Consider the following 19622-nt stretch of genomic DNA (forward strand, 5'->3'; position numbering starts at 1 on the left):
GTCATGCTGCTGATCCGCTGCCCGTATTGCGGGGACCGAGCCGAAGTCGAATTCGCCAACGCGGGGGAGGCGCATATCGATCGTCCCGCCGATCCCATGAGCCTGAGCGATGAGGAGTGGGCGCAATATCTCTATATGCGCGACAACCCCAAGGGTCTCATCGCCGAACGGTGGCGCCATGCCCATGGTTGTAACCGTTTCTTCAATGCCATTCGTGACACGCGCACGGATCGCTTTGTTACGACCTATGAAATCGGACAGCCGCGTCCCGAGGTTACGCCGGAACAGGCTGAGGAGGCCGCACGATGAGTCGTTCCTTCCGTGTGCCCGGTCGGGGACGCGTCAACACGCGCCGCCCGGTTCAGTTTTCTTTCGATGGTCGCACCTATCAGGGCTGTGAAGGCGATACGCTTGCGTCCGCCCTGCTTGCGAGCGGCAAACACCTGATGGGGCGTTCCTTTAAGTATCACCGCCCGCGTGGCCCGATCTCGGCAGGCTCGGACGAGCCGAACGCCGTTGTGGCCGTGGGGGCCGGTCCGGCGCTCCAGACGCCGAACCTTGTGGCGACGCAGGTCGAGATTCATGACGGGCTGGTCGCGCAGAGTCAGAACCGGTTTCCCTGTCTCGAATTCGACATGGGGGCGATGAACAATCTGGCCTCGCCACTGATCCCATCGGGCTTCTACTATAAGACGTTCATGTGGCCGCGGAACTTCTGGACCAAGGTGTATGAGCCGATCATCCGCCGTTCCGCCGGTCTGGGTGTGGCGCCGACCGCGCCGGACCCGGACAGCTACGCCTTTCAGTACACTTTCTGCGACGTGCTCGTGGCTGGCGGTGGCCCGGCCGGACTGGCGGCAGCTCTCGCAGCGGCCAAGGCTGGTGCGGAAGTCATCCTTGCCGATGAAACCAACGAGTTTGGTGGAAGCCTTCTGTCCGATCAGACCTCGCGTATTGATGGCATGGCCGTATCGGCATGGGTCGAGCGCACGGTGGCCGAACTCGCAAAGCTGCCGAATGTCCGGACCTTCACGCGCACAACGGTCTTCAATTACGGTCCACACAACATGGTCGCGCTCAATGAGCGTCTGACCGATCATCTGGCGGCACCCAATCCCGGCACGCCGCGTGAGCGTCTGTGGCAGGTACGCGCGAAGGAAGTGGTCATCGCCTCAGGCGCTATCGAGCGGCCGCTGGTGTTTGAGGGCAACGACCGACCCGGTGTGATGCTGGCGAGTGCGGCGCAGACCTATCTCAACCGTTACGGCGTGGCCTGCGGTCGTCGCGTGGTCATCGCCACGGCCGATGACTCCGCTTATCGCGTGGCGCTGGATCTTCTGGATGCGGGCGTGCAGGTGGCGGCCATTGCCGACATTCGTGTCGCCCCGGATTCTGAACTGCTGCGCAAGGCCCATGCGGCGGGCATTCCGGTGTTGACCAATACGACCGTGCAGCGCGCTCATGGTTCGCAGCGCGTGCACAGCGTCGAACTTGCACCTGTCCTGCCGGGCGGCGATGTGGGTGAGGGCAAGCATTACCGCTGTGATCTTCTTCTCATGGCCGGGGGCTGGACACCGAGCCTGCACCTGTTCTCCCAATCCAAGGGTAAGGTGGTGTACAATGCCGAACTGGACACGTATCTGCCGGGCGAGTCTGCGCAGGCAGAGCGGTCGGCAGGCTCGTGTCGGGGGCTGTACGATCTGGGCGAAGTGCTGGCCGATGGTCTAAAGGCAGGCGCCGAGGCTGCCCGGAAAGCCGGGTTCGATGGTGCCGTCGATCTGCCGCTTTGGGAGGTTAGGGCCGACGTTGTCGGGCGTGGTGGCTTCACAGGCGCGTTGCCCCGTCGCGGCAAGGGCCTGACGGCCATGGCGTTCGTGGACTATCAGAACGATGTGACGGCCAAGGATGTGAAACTTGCTGTGCGCGAGGGCTTCCGTTCCATCGAGCACATCAAGCGTTACACCACGACGGGCATGGCGACCGATCAGGGTAAGACGTCCAATCTCAACGCGCTGGGCATTGCCTCGTCTGCGCTGGGACGGCCCAAGCAGAAGATCGGCCTGACCACGTTCCGCGCGCCCTACACACCTGTCACGTTCGGTGCGTTCAGTGGCCATGAGCGTGGCAATCTGTTCGATCCGGATCGCCGCACGCCCATCGATTCTTGGGCACGCACGAAGGGCGCGGTGTTCGAGGATGTGAGTCTGTGGCGCCGTGCGCGGTACTTCCCGCATCCGGGCGAGGACATGGACGCGGCTGTCGCGCGTGAATGTCTGGCCGTGCGCCGTTCAGTGGGCATCTTTGACGCCACGACACTGGGCAAGATCGAGGTCGTAGGGCCGGACGCCGCCGAGTTCATGAACCGGATGTATGTCAACGGCTGGACCAAGCTGGGTGTCGGCAAGTGCCGCTACGGTCTGATGTGTCGCGAGAACGGCTTTGTCTACGACGACGGCGTGGTCGGTCGCATCGCCAAGGACCGTTTCCATGTCACCACCACAACGGGCGGTGCTGCGGGCGTCCTGACCATGATGGAGGATTATCTCCAGACCGAGTGGCAGGATCTCGATGTGTGGCTGACGTCCACATCCGAGGAATGGGCCGTGATCGCGGTTCAGGGACCGAAAGCGCGCGAGGTTCTGGCTCCACTCGTGGACGGTCTGGATATCTCGCACGAGACCATGCCGCATATGAGTGTGAAGGAAGGCACGATCGGCGGCATTCCGATGCGTCTGTTCCGTGTCAGCTTCTCGGGTGAGCTGGGCTTTGAGGTCAACGTCCCGTCACGCCACGGTCTGGAAGTGTGGGAGCGTATCTGGGAGGCGGGCCGGCCTTTTGGCATGACGCCCTACGGCACGGAGACGATGCACGTTCTGCGCGCGGAGAAGGGCTACATCATCGTCGGTCAGGAAACCGACGGCACGGCCACGCCGGATGATGCCGGCTGTGGTTGGGCGGTCAGCAAGATCAAGAAAGACTTCGTGGGCAAGCGCTCGCTGGCTCTGTCGGCCATGCAGGATCCGGACCGCTACCAGCTTGTCGGGCTTCTGACCCAGGCGCCGCAGGAAGTTCTGGAAGAAGGCGCGCAGCTTGTCGCTGACCGCAATGAGACCATCCCGATGCACAAGATCGGACATGTCACCTCGTCTTATCACAGCGCCACGCTGGGGCGATCCATCGCTCTTGCCATGGTGTCGGGCGGTCGTGCCCGCATGGGTGAGACGCTGTTCGTGCCCATGGAAGACCGCATGATCCCTGTGACCGTCACCAGCCCGGTCTTTTACGATGCGGAAGGAGCCCGTCTGAATGTCTGATGCACTGACAGTGTCCCGTCCCGGGTTCACGGCTACTCCCGTGAGAGGGGGGCGCCGTTTCTCGTTGCAGGGCCGCGCGACCACCCTCAATGGGACGGCGAAGGCTCTTGGTCTTGCGGAAGTGCCCGCCATGCTGGGTACAGCACAGGCAGGGAAATGCACACTTTTGCGGCTGGCTCCACAAGAACTGCTGATCCTCACCGATGATGCCGGTCTGCCGGGGAAAGTCACGGATTATCTCGCGACCGTTCCTCATAGTCTGGTGGAAGTGTCGGACCGGCAGGTGGGCTGGACGCTTGTGGGCGAGCGTCTGCACGACACGCTGGCAGCGCTCAGTCCGCTGGATATGCGGGCGCGCTCCTTTCCCGTTGGGTGTGCCACCCGCACGCTGTTTGGCAAGGCTGACGGCATGGTGTGGCGCACGAGCGAGGACACGTTCCATCTGGAAGTCTGGCGTTCGTTTGCCCCCTACATCGTGGCCATGCTGGACGCGGCAGCCCTCGACGCCGCCTGGTAAAAGCCGTCGCTCCTCTTTCTGGCGCTTACGCGTTGGAAGGATGAGCGTAGCGCAGGTCGGTCGTTCGGCGCGTTTTCTGGAGCAGCGGGACAGCCAGCGTTCCCCGCACGACCAGCGGAGACAAAGGAGTTTTCGCTATGATCAGCGTTTTTGAAATCTTCAAGATTGGCATTGGACCATCCTCTTCGCACACGGTCGGCCCCATGAAGGCGGCTCATGAGTTTGTGGAGGAGTTGGCGCCTCTGATGCATGACGCTGCTCATCCCGTTCATGTGCAAGTGGTGCTGTATGGCTCGCTGGCTTGGACGGGCGTGGGACATGCAACGGATCGTGCGGTGATCCTCGGTCTTGCGGGATGCCTGCCGGACACGGTGGATATGGCGACAGGGGATGCCGCGGTGGAGCGCGCCCGTACTGCACATGAATCCGGTCCACCAGGCTGCCTGTTTACGTTCGATCCGGCAAAAGACTTGATCTTTGACAAGGAGACGGTGCCTCCCGTCCATCCCAACACGCTTCAGTTCCGGGCTGTGGACGGGGAGGGACATGAGATGCTTCTCCGGCGGTTCTGTTCCATCGGGGGCGGGTTTGTCGTGCCAGAGAACAGTAATGCTACGGCCGTGCCACAGAATGTGGATGTGCCGTTCGATTTCCGTACAGGAGAAGACCTGCTGGCGCGGGCACGGCGAAGCGGCCTGTCCATTCCCGAAATCGTGCTGGCCAATGAAGCGGCATTGCGTCCGGTTGAGGACGTGCGGGCGTATCTGGACCGCATCATCGACGTGATGATGGACTGTATCGACCATGGCATGACCACCGAAGGGGTGTTGCCGGGCCGTCTGGGTGTGAAACGGCGGGCGCCCTCCATACGGGCGCGGCTGGCGGCGGATCGTTTTCGCAATGTCCGCGCTGCGCACGAGATCATGGACTGGGTAAGCCTGTTCGCCATCGCGGTGAACGAGGAGAACGCAGCCGGTGGACGCATCGTGACGGCTCCTACCAATGGGGCCGCCGGCGTGGTGCCGGCTGTGCTGCGCTATTACCGCGATTTTTGCCCCGGCGCGTCCCGTGCCGGGGAACGGGACTTTCTGCTCACGGCTGTCGCCATCGGAGGGTTGTTCAAGCGTAACGCGTCGATTTCGGGAGCTGAAGTCGGTTGTCAGGGAGAGGTCGGGGTGGCCTGTTCCATGGCGGCGGCTGGACTGGCGGCGGCGCTGGGAGGCAATACCGCGCAAATCGAGAATGCGGCCGAGATCGGGATGGAGCACCATCTCGGCATGACATGCGATCCGGTGGGCGGTCTGGTGCAGATCCCCTGCATCGAGCGCAATGCGTTCGGGGCGGTCAAGGCCATCAATGCAGCCTCGCTGGCGCTGCGTGGGGATGGCTCACATCATGTCTCTCTCGATAACGTGATCAGGACCATGCATGAGACCGGCAGGGATATGAACAGCCGTTACAAGGAAACATCTCTTGGCGGTCTCGCCGTGCGGTTTCCTGAGTGTTGAATTTCATGTGGTCGTTACGATATAAAAACATGTCGGAACGTGGCAATCGGGTTTCTGGCGCAGCGCCATACTGACCTTGTCGAACCGGAGTCGGGTCGAGATAGGGGAACGCCATCATGTCGGGTCAGTCTCACGAATCTCTCACCAATCTTCTCGCCCGCCGTAAGCCGGGCTACGCGCTTGAAGCGCCGTTCTATACGGACGATGCGATCTTCGAGGCGGATATGGACTACATCTTTTCCCGTCACTGGATCTATGTCGGCGTGGAGCCTGACATTGCCGAGCCGGGTGACGCGATGGTGGTCAATATCGGCAAGGCTTCCGTCATCATCACGCGCGATGACGACGATCAGGTCCGGGCTTTCCACAATGTATGCCGCCATCGCGGCGCGCGGATGATCCCGGAAGGCAAGACGATGATCGGCAACATCGTCTGCCCCTATCACTCATGGACCTATGGTCTGGACGGCGATCTGAAGTTTGCCGAGCATATGGGCGAGGATTTCGATCGCGCTTGCCGTGGTCTCAAGAAGGTGGCGATCCGCTCGGTCGGAGGTTTGCTGTTTGTCTGTCTGGCCAAAAATCCGCCGGACGACGTCGAAGAGATGGCTCGGGTGATGGAGCCGTATCTGGCACCGCACGATATTCGCAATACGCGCGTGGCTTTTGAGTCCGATCTGATCGAGAACGGCAACTGGAAGCTCACGCTCGAGAACAACCGCGAGTGCTATCACTGCGGTCCGAACCATCCGGAGCTCACTATTCCGCTTTTTGCCTATGGCTTTGGCTATGCGCCTGGCGCGCTGGATGAAGAGCAATTGCGTGATGCCGAGCGGTATGCGGAACTTTCCCGCACCTGCCACACACGCTGGGAAGGGGAGGGTTTGCCCTCACAGGAAGTCGATCATCTCGATGATCGTGTCACGGGCTTCCGCACGGAACGCCTGCCCATCGATCAGTCGGGTGAGAGCCAGACGCTGGACACGAAGGCGGCCTGCCGTATTCCGCTGGGGGCATTGAAGGACAAGGTCGTGGGAGGGCTGTCATTCTGGACGCAGCCCAATTCGTGGCATCATTTCATGGGTGACCACATTGTCACCTTCACCGTGCTGCCCATTGACGCTTCTCACACCTTGGTGCGCACGAAATGGCTCGTGCACAAGGACGCCGTGGAAGGTGTGGACTACGACCTCCAGCGTCTGACGGAAGTCTGGCAGGCGACCAATCAGCAGGATGCGGATCTGGTCGAGATTTCGCAGCAGGGTGCGGAAGATCCGGCGTTCGAGCCGGGGCCGTATTCTCCCTACACCGAAGGTCTCGTGGAAAAGTTCGCGGCTTGGTACATCGGGCGTATGAAGGCGGCGCTCGGATGACGGAGGCGGCCATGCGGTCGGAACTGGCGGCGCTGGCCTCCGCTTCCCTGTGGGATACGGAGCGTGACGAAATGGTGGTGTGCCGTGAAGTGCATGACGAAACCCATGATGTGCGGACCTTCGTGTTTGCCTCCTGTTCGCCTCGCCGCTTTTCCTACAGCCCGGGGCAGTTCATCACGCTGACGTTGCCCTGTGGCCCGGCGGGTGAGGATATCTGCCGCAGTTACACTCTCTCTTCCGCGCCAACACGTCCGGATCGCATCGCAATCACTGTCAAACGCGTGGTGGACGGGCCGGTGTCCAACTGGCTCCACGACAACCTCAAACCCGGAATGGAAGTGCCTATCGCGGGGCCGACAGGGACATTCACCTGCGCCGAAAGTTCTTCGCGTAAATTTCTGTTTCTCTCGGGAGGAAGCGGCATCACTCCGATGATGTCCATGTCGCGTACGCTGCACGATTTGGGCGGAATGGCGGATGTCGTGTTCCTGCACAGCGCCCGCACACCTGACGATCTGATTTTCGCGCGTGAGCTGGCGCTGATGGAGCATAACTGGCCGGGTTTCCGCACTGCGACCCTGTGCGAAGAGGATCGCCCGTCCGGGCGCTGGCCGGGGCTGCGCGGACGGTTGACGGCGACCATGCTGCCGTTACTCGCTCCGGACTTTCTGGAACGTGAAGTGTATGTTTGTGGACCCGCGCCCTACATGGCCGCCGTGCGCGATCTTCTGCGTGACAGCGGTTACGATATGACGCGCCATCATGAGGAGAGTTTTGACTTCGCCACGCTCATGCAGGGCGAGCTGGAAGAAGCGCTTGCTGTGCCCGAGCCGGGAGAGGCGCGTTACAAGGTCACATTCACCAAGAGCCGTCGTGAGGTCGAATGTGGGGGCGAGACGTCCGTGCTGTCCGCTGCGCGCGCCGAAGGTATGCGGCTTCCGGCGTCCTGTGCAAAGGGGTTGTGCGGCACCTGTAAGTGCAAACTCGTCTCCGGCACGGTGGAGATGAAGCATGAAGGGGGCATCCGCCAACGTGAGATCGATCAGGGCATGATCCTGATCTGTTGCGCAAAACCCACCTCCGACCTTGTGATCGAGCGTTGACCGATGGCCGCTCTTCACGATCTGGGATCATTTCGCCGCTTCGGTTTCCTGACGCTTGCGGGGTATTCCATGATCGCGGTGAGCAACGCCATCGAGGCTCTGCGCATGGCCAATCGGCTGGCGGAAGAGGACGTTTATGAATGGTCCGTTCTGTCACTGGATGGAACGCCCGTGGCGTCCAGCAATGGGCTGTCTCTGATGCCGACGCAATCGGCGAAAAGCATAGAACCTTTCGATGCTCTGTTCGTTTGTGGGGGGGTGGATGTGCGCCGTGCCACGAGCGCCCCCGTGCTGTCGTGGCTGCGGCAGCAGGGCCGACGCAATATTGCGATGGGTGCGTTGTGTACCGGCACATTTGCACTGGCGGAAGCCGGACTCCTTCGAGGCTATCGCTGCGCCATTCACTGGGAAAACCTCTCGGCACTCCAAGAGGAATTTCCTGAAATCGATATCACGGATGATCTGTTCGTAATCGATCGTAATCGCCTGACCTGCACGGGCGGTCTTGCGCCGCTGCATATGATGCTGCGCCTCGTGGAGGCTCGTTTTGGGGCTATGCGTGTGCGTGAAATTCTCAGCCAATTTCTGCTTGATCGCGATCGTGCTGGCAATGAACGCCAGCCTGTGCCCACGCCTCCCGGCACGCCTGAGGCCATGGCCCGGGCACTGGACCTTATCGAGCGCGAAAATGAGAGGGCTTTGCGGATCGAAGAAATCGCGGCGGCAGCGCGTCTCTCCGTCCGGCAGCTTGAGCGTCTGTTTCGACGCCATCTTGGCGTAACGCCAGCCGCTTATCTGGTGGGGGTGCGGTTGGAACGTGCCCGACGACTGCTGCGCCAGACGGCCATGTCCGTCACGGATATCGGTGTAGCCTGCGGTTTTGTTTCAAGCTCTCATTTCAGTTCCGCCTATCGCAGCCGTTTCGGTCGCCCGCCGCGCGAAGAGCGCCGGCAGGGCGCAGCGGCTTCCTCATCGACCCGAACCATGGATCTCCCGGCATGAGTGCGAACATCGAAGCTCTATTTAAACCGTTGCGTATTCGAAACATAACCATCCGTAACCGGGTGATGAGCACAAGCCATGCGCCGGGTTATGGCAAGGACGGCAAGCCGCAGGAACGGTACCAGCTCTACCACGCAGAAAAGGCCAAGGGCGGTATCGGGCTGACCATGTTCGGTGGCTCATCGTCTGTTGCTCATGACAGTCCGGCCACGCCGTGGAATCAGGTTTCCGTCGTGGATGACAGCGTGATCCCCTATTTCCAGCAATTCGCGGACCGTGTGCATGGGCATGGCGCGAAGCTGATGATCCAGATCACGCATATGGGTCGTCGCACACGTTGGGACACGGATGCGTGGCTGCCAGTCATAGGGCCGTCCCCACGCCGTGAGCCCGCGTCGCGTTCCATGCCCAAGGAAATGGAGATCGAGGATATCAACCGTGTGGTCAAGGCGTTTGCCGATGCCGCACGGCGTTGCAAGGAAGGTGGTCTGGACGGTCTGGAGATTTCCGGAGCGCACGGACATCTGCTCGATCAGTTCTGGAGCCCTTCGGTCAATCACCGTGTGGATGGATATGGCGGTTCGCTTGAACACCGGATGCGGTTCGGCATTGAGGTTCTGAGCGCTATCCGAGAGGCCGTGGGTGAGGACTTTGTGGTCGGCATGCGCATGTCGGGCAACGAACTGCTCACCAATGGTCTGTCCCAAGAGGACTGTATCGCTATCGCGTCCGAATATGCCACGCGCGGGCTGGTGGATTTCGTGAATGTCGTGGGTGGACAGGCGCGCGATGAGATGTCGCACGCTGTCAGCCTTCCCAATATGGCTTTTCCTGTCGCGCCCTTCCTGCATCTGGCCAGTGCCATACGGCGAGAAGCTGATGTGCCGGTCTTTCATGCCCAGCGCATTATGGATGTGGCGACAGCCGCCCGTGCGGTGGCGGAAGGGCATGTGGACATGGTGGCGATGACGCGCGCGCACATTGCCGATCCACACATCGTCAACAAACTGGCGGCCGGGCGTGCGGACGACATTCGTCAGTGCATTGGCGCGGGCTACTGCATCGACCGTATTTATGTCGGTGGGGATGCGCTGTGTCTCCAGAACGCGGCCACGGGGCGTGAGGCGACCATGCCGCACGACGTGACGCCAACAACAGGACCAAAATGCAAAATCATTATCGTTGGCGGTGGCGTGGCGGGGCTTGAGGCAGCGCGTGTTTCGGCCTTGCGCGGACATGACGTGGTGTTGTTCGAGCGCGAGAACGAAACTGGCGGTCAGGTCAATCTTGCGGCGAAGGCCGGCTGGCGCGAGGCGCTGACGGGCATTGTGCGTTGGTTGGACGCGCAGGTGCGCAAGCTGGGTGTGGATGTGCGAACAGGCACGGAAGCAACAGCCGAGATGGTGCGTATCGAGAAACCTGATGTTGTGATCGTCGCCACTGGTGGCGCGGCCTGGCGAGGCGAGGTGGAAGGCGCTGATCTGGTGCACACGACGGCGGATGTGCTCAGCGGCGCCGTGAATCCGGCTGGCAGTGTACTGCTTTATGATGAAATGGGACAACACAACGCAGCGTCCGTTGGGGAAGTGATGGCGACGCGCGGCTGTCTCGTTGAGATGGCCACCCATGATCGGCTGATCGCGCAGGAGGTGGGCACCACGAACCAGCCGGTGCATCTGCGTGAACTTTACAAGCACGGCGTGATCATGACGCCCAACATGGAACTGCGGGAAGTAGTGCGTGAGGGCAACCGGCTTGTCGCCGTCCTGCGCAACACCATGACGGAAGAAGAGGAAGAGCGGCTGGTCGATCATGTGGTCGTGGAGTGCGGAACGCTTCCTCGTGAGGCGCTCTACATGGAACTCAAGGAGGCTTCCACCAATCATGGCCAGACCGATATTCCAGCGCTTCTGAATGGTGTGACACAGCCTGCGGTAGCGAATTTGAAAAACGGCGAGTACGCGCTGTTTCGTATCGGAGATGCTGTGGCCGGTCGCAACATTCATGCGGCTCTCTACGACGCCTTGCGTCTGTGCAAGGATTTCTGAGCGTGAGACAGCGATCCGGGGCGATTGCGGCAGGTCTGGTCTGGGGATTGGGGGCGGCGCTTGCACTGTCTGCCGTTCCGATGGTCCGTCGCTGGCGAAAAGGACAGGCGAAGCCCGTGGATATGGTGCGCGGTCTGGCCGCCGTGCCGAAACGCTATCTGGTGGATGTGCATCACGCGGTGGAGCGTCGTCCGGGCGCGGCCCGTATGCACGCGTTGGTCGCAGGCGGCACGCTGGCGGGGACGACACTGCTGGCGGCTGGGATAGTGTCGGCATTTCGAAATAACCGCTTCTACTGGGCAAGTGTCGGTGTGTTCTTCACGACGGCCATTGCTGGCACGTGGTTGGTCCGTAAGCGCCGTTCGCCACAGAAGCCGAGTTATCTCTCGGGAGGAAAGTTCCTTTGGCTGCCTTACGCTCTTGGTGCTTGGAACGTGGGTGGTAGCCTATTGGCTCTCGGACAGATCGTTGGAGCCGGGGGTGTTCTGTTTTCAGCGGTGCCGCTTTTTCTCATGTTGGTGGGCGGTGCCGGGATCGTGGTGCAGGTGGCACGTGGACCGATGCGTCATGCTTTCTCCGGTGTGACATGGCTGGCCGCGCATTCCCGGCCCGAACGGTTTGGCGGTGGGCGTAGCACGGAGTTGCGCCCGCTTGATCTGGCTGCGCCAATGCTCGGGGCAATGGTGCCAAGTGATTTTGGCTGGAACATCCTTGCATCGTTCGACGCCTGTATCGAATGTGGACGGTGTGAGCAGCACTGTCCGGCCTTTGCCGCCGGGCAGAGGCTGAACCCGAAAGCGCTTGTGCAGGGACTGGCGCTTGCAGCGCGTGGTGAGGAGGCCAGCGCCTATACCGGCTCTCCTGCGCCGCATGCGCCGCCAGTGGCGGGGAAGGGAAGCCTGTCATCGCCCGTCATTGGCGTGGACGGTATGATTCATCCTGACACATTGTGGGCCTGCACGACCTGTCGGGCCTGTGTCGAGCAATGTCCGATGATGATCGAGCATGTGGACACCATTGTCGATTTGCGCCGCGCACAGACACTCATGTTGGGTGAGGTTCGTCCGGGAGCGGCGGAAGCATTGCGTCATCTGCGCGAAAGTGCGGAATCCGGTGGTCGTCCGTTGTCTGCGCGTGCGGACGGGCTGGCGGGTGAGAACGTGCCGGTTCTGGAAGAAGGTGGTGAGACGGACGTGCTCCTCTGGCTGGGTGAGGGAGCATACGAGCTGCGCTACGCCCGCACCCTGCGCGCGCTTGTAAAGCTGCTGAACATGACGGGCGTGAACTTCGCCATTCTGGGCGAAGCTGAACTCGATTGCGGTGATCTGGCGCGGCGTCTGGGAGATGAGGCGACGTTCCAGATGCTGGCCGGAGAGGTGATCGACACGCTTGGCCGTCGTCGTTTCAAGCGCATCGTAACGGCGGACCCTCATGCGCTGAACGTGCTGCGCAACGAATATCCAGCACTGGGCGGTACGTGGGAAGTGCTGCATCATACGGCACTGCTGGATGAACTGGTCTCCGCCGGTCGTCTGAAGCTGGATGCGAGAACTTTGCCGCCCGTGGCGTATCATGACCCGTGCTATCTCGCGCGGTATAATGGAGAAACCGATGCTCCGCGCCGCTTGCTGGCAGCCTGCTGTTCGCAGACGGTGGAGATGGAACGGCATGGCAGGCAGGCGATGTGCTGTGGCGGCGGCGGCGGTAATCCGGTCAGCGATGTGGACGTGGTGGAACGTATCCCCGATCTGCGGATGCAGCAGGCCGCACAGTCGGGAGCGGCCATTGTGGCTGTGGCCTGTCCCGGATGCACCGCGATGCTCGAAGGAGTGCCGGAACCACGTGCCGAAGTGAAAGACATTGCGGAACTGGTTCTCGATGCTGTGGTGGCGGTATGAGCGGCGTGCGCCATCGCCGCCATCCGCGTGCGGAGCGTGCGGCACGAGTTGTGTCAGGAAGGACGCGGCCACGCTATGACATGGCGGGTGGAGGTGCGGATGTCGTCGCACCGTCAGGACGTCGTCGTCGCGACCCGCGCAATGAACGGGCCCGCCTTCTGACGACTGGGCGTGAGGGGCGTCCGCGCCTCGTGCGGGCGGGACTGAGCAAATTGGCAGCAGCCTCTATTGCGACTGTGTCGTCCGTGTCCAAGAAAATTCGTATTGAAAATCCGGAGTTCCTGATTGCCGTTATCCCGGATATGATCGATGGGCGTCTGGACCGTTTCGATCGGCAGCTTCTGGGAGCGGCCCGCAAGCTTGCGGATGCGGGCGGGGGCGCGGTGGTCGTTCTGGGTGCGCGTTCCGCTCCACCGATGCACGAGACACTTGGGCAGGCTGGTGCCGATCGTGTGGTGCTGACCGGTGCAGATGGGAGTGATCCTGAGGCACGTGTGGATGAACTGGTCACTCTTCTGGATCGTCTTCCCCCCCGTCATGTGCTGCTTTCTGAAAGCGAGGACGGCGCGGATCTGGCGCGTCGTCTTGCGGCCCGTACGGGGGGAGCGCTGGCTGCGGGTGTGGAGGTTCTTGGAGCCAGACAGATCATCCGTCCCTGTGGGGCCGGTCGTCAGGAACGGGCCAGCGAACCTGCGTCGCTGATGACACTGGCGCCTGACCGCATCGCGGCGTGGGATGGCGCGGAGCATGAGATTCTGCCTCTTGAGATCGAGAACGTTGCGCCAACGGCGAGGAACCGTGTGCAGGTGGGCGCACTCCGCGCGGCGGATCCGGCCACGATGAATCTCGGCGTCGCGCCCTTTGTCGTGGCGGCGGGACGAGGTGTGACGGATTTTGACGGGTTTCGCGCGACCGTGGCGGCTCTTCATGCGACGCCGGGAGCCAGCCGGGTGGTGTGTGACAATGGAGACATGCCGCGCACTACGCAGGTCGGCGCGTCCGGCACCGTGCTGGATGCGGTGTGCTATGTCGCGTTCGGCATTGCGGGGGCGCCACAGCATCTTCAGGGGCTGGGGCGCGTGGAGCACGTAGTGGCCGTCAACACCGATCTGCACGCCGCCATGGTGAAGCGGGCCGGGTTGGCCATCATTGCCGACGCTCAGCATGTAATGCCGGTTTTGTGCGAGATGCTGGCAAAGGAGCGACAGGCATGAAGGCTATCGTTCTTCTCTCTGCGGGCATCGATCCGGTGTCCGGTCGTCCGGCTCCTGTAGGGGGAGAAGTCCGCGCTATCGGGCTTGCGCGGGCGCTTGGTGCGAAGACTCTCATCGGTTTGCATGCCGGTGCATCCGTGCCCGCACTCGCGGATTATGGTGGCTATGGTCTGAAGGAGATCATTTGCCTGTCCGGTGGTGAGCACGATCCCGTAGCGGCACTGGCGCAGTTTCTTATTCGCGCATCGAATGTGAGTGCGCCGGACCTTGTGCTGGCGGGTACACGCGGGTGTGGCGGCGCGGATACGGGTCTTCTGCCTTACAGGCTGGCGGAAAAGCTGGGCTGGCCGATTGCGACGGGTATTGCGGCGCCTCTGGAGGAGCAACCTGCGGCCGGTCGTCTGGCGTTGGCGCAGGCGCGCGCAAGGGGAGCCGTTCGTCCAGTCCATGTGACGCTGCCCTGCGTCGTCACGGTCTCAGACATGGCGGAGTGTGTGCCGTCTTTCGTGTTTGCAGATAAACGCGCCGTACAGGTGAGAGACGAAAGGGCGGAGAGAACCCCGCAAGGCGAGATGGAAGAGGGACTATTGCGCCCCTATCGCCGCCGTCCGAAACTGATTTCGGCTGCCCGGACGGGGGGAACGGGTGGGCAGCTTCTGGTCGATCCGACGCCGGAGGAGGCAGCCGCCGCGATTATTGCGCATCTTCGGTCTCTGGGTGTTCTGGCGGCGGCTGATGAAGCGTCATCTTCGAAAATGACTTGATTGAAAAAAGGCATCCGGGACGCGAAAATATGATGCGCTGACGGGAATCCTGTTGTTTTCACATGATGTTCATGGCGCAGTGTGTAGGTCTGTGCTGATGTTCTTCCCCTGAACACTTGGTCGGGGGAGACAGTACAGGCATGACGGCAGGAAGTGGACAGGCGCTGGCCGATCTTGCTCTGGCTTTCGTGCTGTCGGCGGCGGTGGGGCTGGAACGGGAGTTCCGCCAGAAGAGCGCCGGTCTGCGCACCTACACGCTTGTCGGCCTGGCGGCGGCCCTGTTCATGCTGGTTTCCAAGTTCGGTTTTTCGGATGTGGTGGATAATCCGCACGTTGCGCTGGATCCTTCGCGCGTGGCGGCACAGGTGGTCTCGGGCATCGGCTTTATCGGTGGCGGCGTGATCTTCATGCGGCGCGATGCGGTGCGTGGATTGACGACGGCGGCATCGGTCTGGCTGACGGCAGCCCTTGGCATGGCCTGTGGGGCGGGATTGCGCGAACTGGCGGTGGCGGCGGCTGTTGCCAATTTTCTTGTCATGCTCGTGTTCCCATACCTGCTTCGCTACATTCCCCGACAGCAGCGTGCCGTGACGCAGCTTGAAGTGAGTTATCTGGATGGGCGCGGCATTCTCCGGCTTGTGCTTGTCACCTGCACGCGGCTTCGTTTTGCCATTGATCACGTACAGATCCAGCGCAATGGGATTCATCGGCAGGAACTGGAATCCCGTCAGGATGCGGCGGATCGGCAGGGGACGGTCGGGCCGCTGGACGGGCCTTCGGTGCAGGGGAGCCCTGTCGTGGTTCTGTCGCTGCAGGTACAGGGTAGTCGCCCCGTTTCCCATCTGGTTACAGCCCTTTCCCTGATCGATGGGGTCATGGAAGTGGGCACGGAGTCTGATGCGGAGAGCGACTGACCGACATGGCAGGCTCCCATCTTTTCCCATGAACTCCGCAGCCCTGCCGTGCGTAAGGACAAGGCAGACGGTCTTGTCCGGCAAATAGCGGGCAGGGTAGCTTTTTTGTGCAATCCGTCGTGGTGGGGCGAGGATCGGACGGCCTTCATGCCTGTGCAAGCTCATCCTCTGCTCTCGCCGTGATACAGGCGGATTCCAGATTTTTTCACCCTCACAGGAGTGAAGTCGTGAGCACTGACACCATTCATATTGCCGGCATCGATACACCTGTCCGCCGTGTGGCTTTGGGCACATGGGCTATCGGTGGCTGGATGTGGGGAGGCCCCGATGATGACAACGGGGTGCGCACCATCCACAAGGCGCTTGATGAGGGCATCAATCTGATCGACACGGCCCCGGTTTATGGTTTTGGACATTCTGAGGAAATCGTCGGGCGGGCGCTGGCGGAAAAGCCGGGGCACCGCGCATTGATCGCCACGAAACTGGGCTTGAATTGGAGTGGTGAAGGCAATGACCGGAAGGTCTTTCGGGATTCCCGGCCTGAGCGGATACGCAAGGAGGTGGAAGACTCCCTGCGGCGTCTGCGGGTCGAGGCCATCGATATCGAGCAGATTCATTGGCCGGATGACAAAACGCCCATTGATGAGTCCGCCCGTGCGCTTGAGAAGTTGCACAAGGACGGCAAGATCCGTGCGCTGGGTGTTAGTAATTTTTCTCCCGCGCAGATGGACATCTTTCGTGAGGTGGCGCCCATCGCCACGATCCAGCCACCGCTCAATCTGTTCGAGAGGACGATCGAGAAAGACATTCTGCCCTATGCCGAGAAGCATAAGGCGGTGATTCTCGCTTATGGCGCGCTGTGCCGTGGGTTGCTGACGGGCAAGATGAACGCCAGCACGTCTTTCCCAAAGAATGATCTGCGTTCAGGTGATCCAAAGTTCCAGAAGCCCAATTTCGAGCATTATCTCGCGGCTGTGGAAGATTTCCGCAAACTGGCCGAGAAGCGTGGGAAGTCGGTCATGGCATTCGCCGTGCGCTGGGTGCTCGACCAGGGGCCCGTTATTGCGCTGTGGGGTGCGCGCAAGCCGTCGCAGGTGGAAAACGTCAACGATGTGTTCGGCTGGAGCCTGACGGATGAGGAACGTCGCGCGGTGGACGAAATCCTTGCCCGGCATGTGCCCAAGCCTATTGATCCGACGTTCATGGCCCCTCCGAACCGGGACTGATCTTGGGAGGGTGTATCAGGGCGTGTTGGAACGGATCGTTTTTCAATCAGGAAAAACAACGGTACGGGCGCCATTGAGAATGACCCGCCCCTGTAGATGATAGCGAACGGCGCGGGCCAGCACGCGCCGTTCCACATCCCGTCCTTTACGGATCAGAGTTTCTTCCGTGTCAGCGTGATTGATACGCTCCACGTCCTGCTCGATGATTGGGCCTTCATCAAGGTCGGGGGTCACATAATGGGCAGTTGCGCCAATCAGCTTTACGCCGCGTTTCCATGCCTGAAGATAGGGACGTGCTCCCTTGAAACCCGGCAGGAAGGAGTGGTGGATATTGATGCATTGTCCCTGCAGGTGAGTGGACATTTCATCTGAGAGAACCTGCATGTATCGGGCCAGCACGGTGAGTTGTGTGCCTGTGCTCTGGATCAGATCAAGCAGCCGGGCTTCCTGTTGTGGCTTCGTGGTGGGGGTGACGCGGAGATGGTGGAATGGGATTCCATAAAGATCCACCGCACCAAGGCTTTCGCGCGGATGATTGGAGACGATGGCAACCGGCTGCATCTTCAGTTCTCCAATGCGCCAGCGGTAAAGCAGGTCGATCAGACAGTGATCGAATTTCGAGACCATGAGTAGCACGCGCTGTGGTTGAGTCTGATCGTGGAGCGTCCATCGTGCCTCAAGTCGCGTCGCCAGTTCCGTCAGTTCGGATGTCAGTGTTTCCTGTTTGCTTTCGTCTGTGAGAACGAAAGCGATTCGCATAAAGAACAGGCCGGAATCTGTCTCGTTATACTGGTTGATTTCCAGAATGTTGCCGCCTGCTTTGAACAGAAGGTCTGAGTAGCGCGAGACAATGCCCATGCGCGTGTTGCAGGTCATGCAGAGGACGAACATGCGCAGATCCGATGCTCAGGAAGGTTCAAACAGTCTGACCCCGGCCCTTTCACTCCGTTGGCTGGCAGCCAGCATGGAGGGAAATGAAACGGATGGCGCGCCTGTCCGACCTCGTTCGGCACTGGGGCTGTGGCCGAACATGGTTTTGAACTGGCGTGAGAAATGGGCGCAATCGGAAAAGCCTGTCTCGATGGCGACTTGCGTGATCGACATTTCGCCCTGAGAGAGCAGGGCCTGAGCGTAGCGCAGCCGGATCATGCGATAGAAAACAGCGGGACGGACACCGAGCACGGACTGGAACAGACGTTCGAGTTGCCGTGGAGAGATGCTGAGCCGACGCGCCACATCGCTGATGGAGAGCGGTTCGATCATGTTCTGCTCCATCTCCATCATGGCACGCCGCACACGGGCGTCGCTGACATGCCCGATTTCGGCGGCGATGGGAGGATGCGGTTGCAGGGACGGAGCCACGCCGTGGCCCTGGCGTTCGAACAGAAGAATGTGGCTGGCTTTGCGCGCTAGGGGACGGCTGAGGTGTTTTTCGATCAGATGGAGCGCCAGATCAGCGGCTCCGCCGCCTCCCGAACAGGTGATGCGCTTGCCATCGACAAGATACATCTGTTCGCTGCTGACGGCCTGATCGGGAAATTCCTCCATGAAGTCCTGTCGGTGATACCAGCTCACGCAGCAGGTGTGATTACGCATCACGCCTGCGCGGGCCAATACAAAAGTGCCCGTGCAGATGCCGATCAATGGCACACCGAGAGATGCGGCACGCTGGATGTAGCGGAGCGTGACCTCGTCCACCGTGCGGCGTCCATGCAGCAGCCCCCCGACAACGGCGATGTAGTCGAACTGGGTGGGATCGACCAGATCCGACGTCCGGCTGACCGATATTCCGCAGCTTGCACGGATCGAGTCCGGTCGGTGGCTCATGATCTGCCAACTGCACAGGATGGGACGGCTCTTGTCTTCCTTGTCGGCGGCCAGTCGGAGATGGTCGATGAAAAGGGAGAACGCAGAAAGCGTGAAATTTTCTGCCAGAATGATGCCAACCCGAAGGCTGGGCATTTCAGGCGGGGCAGGTGATCGTCGCTGCATCACGTCGCACCTTACATTCGTTCGGCCCGAGCCCGTGCGTTGTGGAGCACAGGCTCTTGGGGACTTCCAGTAGAGCAGAACAGTCTAGACTGTATTGAAAACGAAACGAGATCATTTTCGTATTCACGACCGGAAATAATGAAAAGACGACGCGGCGGTGAGGTCAGCCAGTCACCTGCCGCTCCCAGTCAGGAAGGTTGTAATAGTTGGAAATGCGCGCGACTTTCCCGTCACGCACGGTGAAGAATGCACCGGCAGGTAGTACGTAAGTCTGCCCCCGCGCTTCGGGAAGGCCGTCATCGGTGGACAGATAGGTGCCATGGACCATGAACTCGGCGGCAGCCCGTGTGCCGTCCTCGTTCACCATCACCACAACATCGGCGATGCGTTCCCGGTAACAGCGGTCCATGCGTTCGAGAAAGGCGCGGAAAGCCGGCTTGCCAGTTTCCTGTCCTCCCTGATTGATCCCGTGCAGCACATCGTCGGTCAGAAGTGCCAGAAAATCGTCACGGTTTCCTGCGTTGAAGGTTGCGTAATAGGCTTCGATGAGGGCGCGGGTAGTGGCTTGGGTCATATGGCCTCTCTCTCCTTGAAGACCAGAATAGTCAGGTCTGTGCCAAGGGGACGTCATTAGTTTCACTTATAGATAGGGAATTTTTTACAGAGTTCCCGGACTCTTTCGTGGACATTGTTTTCCACGTCTGCGTTGCCTTCACCGCCGGAGGCGGCAAGGGCGGTGAGCACCTCGT

At 60.9% G+C, this 19622-nt stretch carries 16 protein-coding genes; 13 read left to right on the forward strand and 3 right to left on the reverse strand.

Annotation, left to right across the window (positions count from 1 at the left end; genetic code table 11):
• Positions 1 to 3 precede the first annotated feature (3 nt).
• From GOB87_RS11890 to GOB87_RS11950, 13 genes are all read left to right on the forward strand, one after another.
• Entirely contained in the window at positions 4 to 309 is a 306-nt protein-coding gene (locus GOB87_RS11890) for a sarcosine oxidase subunit delta (RefSeq protein ID WP_166316987.1), read from the forward strand.
• Complete coding sequence (locus GOB87_RS11895) at positions 306 to 3314, forward strand: sarcosine oxidase subunit alpha family protein (RefSeq protein ID WP_166316990.1); 3009 nt, start codon at positions 306 to 308, stop codon at positions 3312 to 3314. The genes GOB87_RS11890 and GOB87_RS11895 overlap by 4 nt, the downstream gene beginning before the upstream one ends.
• Complete coding sequence (locus GOB87_RS11900; protein WP_166316993.1) at positions 3307 to 3831, forward strand: sarcosine oxidase subunit gamma; 525 nt, start codon at positions 3307 to 3309, stop codon at positions 3829 to 3831. Before GOB87_RS11895 ends, GOB87_RS11900 begins: the two co-directional genes overlap by 8 nt.
• Positions 3832 to 3968: 137 nt before the next feature.
• Complete coding sequence (locus tag GOB87_RS11905) at positions 3969 to 5339, forward strand: L-serine ammonia-lyase (protein WP_166316996.1); 1371 nt, start codon at positions 3969 to 3971, stop codon at positions 5337 to 5339.
• Positions 5340 to 5455: 116 nt separating this feature from the next.
• Positions 5456 to 6712, forward strand: coding sequence for an aromatic ring-hydroxylating oxygenase subunit alpha (locus GOB87_RS11910; RefSeq protein ID WP_166316999.1), 1257 nt, complete (start codon positions 5456 to 5458; stop codon positions 6710 to 6712).
• Entirely contained in the window at positions 6709 to 7815 is a 1107-nt protein-coding gene (locus GOB87_RS11915; protein ID WP_166317002.1) for a hybrid-cluster NAD(P)-dependent oxidoreductase, read from the forward strand. The genes GOB87_RS11910 and GOB87_RS11915 overlap by 4 nt, the downstream gene beginning before the upstream one ends.
• 3 nt (positions 7816 to 7818) lie before the next feature.
• Positions 7819 to 8817, forward strand: coding sequence for a GlxA family transcriptional regulator (locus GOB87_RS11920; protein ID WP_166317005.1), 999 nt, complete (start codon positions 7819 to 7821; stop codon positions 8815 to 8817).
• Complete coding sequence (locus GOB87_RS11925) at positions 8814 to 10865, forward strand: NADH:flavin oxidoreductase (protein WP_166317008.1); 2052 nt, start codon at positions 8814 to 8816, stop codon at positions 10863 to 10865. Before GOB87_RS11920 ends, GOB87_RS11925 begins: the two co-directional genes overlap by 4 nt.
• A gap of 2 nt (positions 10866 to 10867) precedes the next feature.
• Entirely contained in the window at positions 10868 to 12763 is a 1896-nt protein-coding gene (locus tag GOB87_RS11930) for a DUF3483 domain-containing protein (protein WP_166317011.1), read from the forward strand.
• The gene (locus GOB87_RS11935; protein WP_166317014.1) at positions 12760 to 13977 is read left to right on the forward strand and encodes an electron transfer flavoprotein subunit alpha/FixB family protein; all 1218 of its coding nucleotides are present in this window, start codon (positions 12760 to 12762) and stop codon (positions 13975 to 13977) included. The genes GOB87_RS11930 and GOB87_RS11935 overlap by 4 nt, the downstream gene beginning before the upstream one ends.
• Entirely contained in the window at positions 13974 to 14741 is a 768-nt protein-coding gene (locus GOB87_RS11940; protein ID WP_166317017.1) for an adenine nucleotide alpha hydrolase family protein, read from the forward strand. The genes GOB87_RS11935 and GOB87_RS11940 overlap by 4 nt, the downstream gene beginning before the upstream one ends.
• A gap of 140 nt (positions 14742 to 14881) precedes the next feature.
• Positions 14882 to 15655 (forward strand): MgtC/SapB family protein, encoded by a 774-nt coding sequence (locus GOB87_RS11945; RefSeq protein ID WP_166317020.1) that lies wholly within the window; start codon positions 14882 to 14884, stop codon positions 15653 to 15655.
• 227 nt (positions 15656 to 15882) lie between these two features.
• Entirely contained in the window at positions 15883 to 16881 is a 999-nt protein-coding gene (locus GOB87_RS11950) for an aldo/keto reductase (RefSeq protein ID WP_166317023.1), read from the forward strand.
• Between the two features lie 42 nt (positions 16882 to 16923).
• On the opposite strand, the gene purU is transcribed toward GOB87_RS11950, so the two are convergent.
• From purU to GOB87_RS11965, 3 genes are all read right to left on the reverse strand, one after another.
• Entirely contained in the window at positions 16924 to 17772 is an 849-nt protein-coding gene (gene purU, locus GOB87_RS11955) for a formyltetrahydrofolate deformylase (protein WP_166317026.1), read from the reverse strand.
• A 15-nt stretch (positions 17773 to 17787) separates the two neighbouring features.
• Positions 17788 to 18873, reverse strand: a complete 1086-nt coding sequence (locus tag GOB87_RS11960; protein ID WP_194303334.1) for a GlxA family transcriptional regulator — start codon at positions 18871 to 18873, stop codon at positions 17788 to 17790.
• A gap of 163 nt (positions 18874 to 19036) precedes the next feature.
• Positions 19037 to 19447, reverse strand: coding sequence for a ketosteroid isomerase-related protein (locus tag GOB87_RS11965; RefSeq protein ID WP_166317032.1), 411 nt, complete (start codon positions 19445 to 19447; stop codon positions 19037 to 19039).
• Positions 19448 to 19622 lie beyond the last annotated feature (175 nt).

Source organism: Acetobacter estunensis (assembly GCF_011516945.1).
In the GTDB taxonomy this organism is placed as follows: Bacteria; Pseudomonadota; Alphaproteobacteria; order Acetobacterales; family Acetobacteraceae; genus Acetobacter; species Acetobacter estunensis.

Coding starts and splice junctions, on each gene's coding strand:
- GOB87_RS11890 (WP_166316987.1), top strand. CDS start 4: ATGCTGCTGATCCGCTGCCCGTATTGCGGGGACCGAGCCGAAGTCGAA.
- GOB87_RS11895 (WP_166316990.1), top strand. CDS start 306: ATGAGTCGTTCCTTCCGTGTGCCCGGTCGGGGACGCGTCAACACGCGC.
- GOB87_RS11900 (WP_166316993.1), top strand. CDS start 3,307: ATGTCTGATGCACTGACAGTGTCCCGTCCCGGGTTCACGGCTACTCCC.
- GOB87_RS11905 (WP_166316996.1), top strand. CDS start 3,969: ATGATCAGCGTTTTTGAAATCTTCAAGATTGGCATTGGACCATCCTCT.
- GOB87_RS11910 (WP_166316999.1), top strand. CDS start 5,456: ATGTCGGGTCAGTCTCACGAATCTCTCACCAATCTTCTCGCCCGCCGT.
- GOB87_RS11915 (WP_166317002.1), top strand. CDS start 6,709: ATGACGGAGGCGGCCATGCGGTCGGAACTGGCGGCGCTGGCCTCCGCT.
- GOB87_RS11920 (WP_166317005.1), top strand. CDS start 7,819: ATGGCCGCTCTTCACGATCTGGGATCATTTCGCCGCTTCGGTTTCCTG.
- GOB87_RS11925 (WP_166317008.1), top strand. CDS start 8,814: ATGAGTGCGAACATCGAAGCTCTATTTAAACCGTTGCGTATTCGAAAC.
- GOB87_RS11935 (WP_166317014.1), top strand. CDS start 12,760: ATGAGCGGCGTGCGCCATCGCCGCCATCCGCGTGCGGAGCGTGCGGCA.
- GOB87_RS11940 (WP_166317017.1), top strand. CDS start 13,974: ATGAAGGCTATCGTTCTTCTCTCTGCGGGCATCGATCCGGTGTCCGGT.
- GOB87_RS11945 (WP_166317020.1), top strand. CDS start 14,882: ATGACGGCAGGAAGTGGACAGGCGCTGGCCGATCTTGCTCTGGCTTTC.
- purU (WP_166317026.1), bottom strand. CDS start 17,772: ATGTTCGTCCTCTGCATGACCTGCAACACGCGCATGGGCATTGTCTCG.
- GOB87_RS11960 (WP_194303334.1), bottom strand. CDS start 18,873: ATGCAGCGACGATCACCTGCCCCGCCTGAAATGCCCAGCCTTCGGGTT.
- GOB87_RS11965 (WP_166317032.1), bottom strand. CDS start 19,447: ATGACCCAAGCCACTACCCGCGCCCTCATCGAAGCCTATTACGCAACC.